This window comes from Microcystis sp. M_QC_C_20170808_M3Col, assembly GCF_007095505.1.
Classification (GTDB): Bacteria; Cyanobacteriota; Cyanobacteriia; order Cyanobacteriales; family Microcystaceae; genus Microcystis.
In genome coordinates, this window is the sequence record NZ_SFBY01000203.1 from 1 (window position 1) to 2846 (window position 2846).

At 46.0% G+C, this 2846-nt stretch carries 1 protein-coding gene and 1 pseudogene; one reads left to right on the forward strand and one right to left on the reverse strand.

Features of this window, described 5'->3' with window-relative positions:
* Positions 1-130: 130 nt before the first annotated feature.
* The gene (locus EWV84_RS09120; protein WP_287077750.1) at positions 131-2443 is read right to left on the reverse strand and encodes a transglutaminase TgpA family protein; all 2313 of its coding nucleotides are present in this window, start codon (positions 2441-2443) and stop codon (positions 131-133) included.
* A gap of 224 nt (positions 2444-2667) precedes the next feature.
* Here EWV84_RS09120 and EWV84_RS09125 point away from each other — a divergent pair.
* Positions 2668-2846: pseudogene (locus EWV84_RS09125) on the forward strand (RNA-guided endonuclease TnpB family protein); the annotation flags it as partial.

The following is a 2846-nucleotide window of genomic DNA, read 5'->3' on the forward strand; positions in this document are numbered from 1 at the left end:
AAAATTAGGTAGTTGACCACCTGAAAATCGGTAAAACCCATCCCCCATCCCCCATCCCCCAACCCCCAACCCCCAACCCCCAACCCCCACCGAAAAACTTTTTCAGCAGACCCTAACTATAGGCTCAAGCTCACTTTTTCACTAGCTTGGGCAACTCTCGAAAACGTTGGCGTAAACTCTCGATATTAGCCGATTTCCCGCCATAACGCCAATCAACGTAGGCGCGAGCAATCTCCTCGATAATATTCGCCACTGGCGGCGGTTGGACACTGCGGGCGGCGACAGCGTATTCTAAAGGGGTTTGAGCGGGATGTTTACCATAACCAGCTTCTGTTAAGATTCCTAACATTTGCTGGTATAAACGCTCGATTGGTGGTAGTTTTGCCAACTTGCGACCCCGACGCCAACGATGGAACTGTAGCCATCCTAACCAACCAGCGTAAGCGAAGACGACCCCCACTAAACCGCCGAGAATTCCCCCTAAAAGACTGCCAGAAATAAAGCGCCATAACCATCCCAATAACTTACCGATAGTAACGATAACATTTTCCCAAATCAGACCGAGAAAACCCGTTACTGGAGAGGGCAACCATCCAGCTACCCATTGCCAAAATTGCTTGAGGACACTAAAAGGTTCCGCTTCCTCAAAGGATGGGGGAATTAATTCCCGGCCCGGTATAGGATCGAAAGTGTACCAACCGTAACCAGGGAAAAACACCTCTGTGATGGCGTAAGCGTCCGTATTTTGGACAACATAAAAGCCAGTGAAAGGATTAAACTGGCCAGGGGCAAAACCGGTGGCTAATCGGGCAGGAATACCGATCGAGCGTAACATAATCGTTAACACGCTGGAAAAATGATCGGCGTAACCCCCCTGAAAACGAAACAAAAAGGCCGAGACTAAATCCTCATTTTCGGCTAAAAAGGGCAAATCGGCTTTTAATTCGTAGTTTTGCTTCAATGCTTGGGCCAAATATAGGGCCTTCTCGTAGGGAGAGGTTAACGGTGTGGGAGATTTGGCCAGCAATTCCTCGGTTTTTCGGCGGACTTTCGGGGCAATTTCGGCAGGAATTTGTAAATAATACTTGAGAATAGCCTTCGGGTAGGTTTCTGGGGCCGATCGCAGTTGGCTGCGATTGCGTTCCGGCACTTGTGAGATTACAGTATAAGTTAGCCCTTCCGCTAATCCCCCCGGCGACCTTAAGCTATTTTCTTGGTCTAAAGATACCTGTCGGGTAGGAAAAAAGAGATACTGGGGCGAAGCAAGAGCGGGGATAATATTCGGTAAACTGGAGACAATGCTGTAAGTTTGGACTACCTGATGGGTTTTGGCTTGGGTTGCAGGTAGCGGCACAAAAAAGCGATAGGACCAACTACTGCGATTTAAATCCTCTACTTCTTGATTTCGCGAGATTTGCCACCCTTGACCAGTATAGCGATCAAAGGCCATGGCGCGCCAGAATCCGGGGGCTTGAGAACGTACCCGCATGACTGTCTGGGGAGTCATACTTCCCCGCAAATTTTGGTTGATTTGGGGGTTAAAACCGTAATAAAAGGTGGAATCTAGCTGTCCTGACCCTGTGGTGGGGCTATTACCGCCATTTACGCCTCCATTCCCCGTTTCACCCTCGCGCACATAGCCGGGGTTAACGATTTGTCTGTCTCCCTGTTCAAAATCCTGATTTTCCATACCTTCGGGACTATTGACGGGAAAAGATTGAATTTGATAACCCGGAAAACGCGGCATCAGGGCAAAAATTGTCAATCCCAAGAGGAGAATTGTCAGAAAGAAAATCCCGAAACGTTTGGGAGAAAGGGGAGAATTTTGCGGGGAAAATAATTTTTTTGTGGCTAGACGCGGGGGTTTCTTTGAGAAGAAAGGGAGACTCTGATTGAGATTATCTAAACCTAAACGAGAACGATAGTCTAAAACTAGGGTAGGTAGGGATAAAAGCAGAAAGAGGATTAACCAAGGCGCAAAAGCGAGGGTTTGGGAGATTGTCCCGGCGACTCCCAAGAGAATTAAACCGATTACCATAGAATACCCTAAATCTTTGCGTCGGGGCAGGTCAAAACTATGGAGAATTTGCAGTTGAATTAATAATTGTGTTAAGGCAATGCGACTATCCTGCATCGCAACGATATTACCCAAGAATAGCGCCAACACCACTAACATTCCGATCGCTATACAAAATTTTGCCCCGATATTGCGCTTTTTCCTGCGTCGCCAACTCCAGATTCCGCCGATAATACTGAGAGGAACCGCCCAAATACCGGTATAACTATCAGTAGCCACATCGGTGGCGATAATACCGACGATTACTAAAGCTTGCACCAGAATTCTTAAAATAATCGATTCCTCGGTTTCTGGCAAGGGAGAAGATTCTATCTTTTGCCAGAGGGTTTTTAAGGAAGGTCTTGGACGAGCAGCACTGCTAACCATAGGGTAAATTGGGAGAAAGATCAAAAAGTTAATTTTATCTTAAATGTCGGGTGAAGACCCTCAGTTTCACTGACGGGATGAAACCCCGACCAGTATAAAACAGCGAAGCACGACATTTCGACACATTTCGACAGGCTCAATGTAAGAGCTTCGGTGTTTACAAAATCTTGACAATTTGTGCTATACAGGTTAATATAAAATAAGTTGTTTGAGGTCGATAAACAATGATTGTTTTAGAAATGAAAGCAGTCGTCAAACCAAGTCAGTGTTCTGCCATTGATGAAGCTATTCGTACAGTACAATTCATCAGAAACAAAGCATTAAGGCTTTGGATGGATGCCAAGAGAGAAGACAAAATCGATAAATATTCTCTCAATAAATATTGTGCAGTTCTCGCCAAACA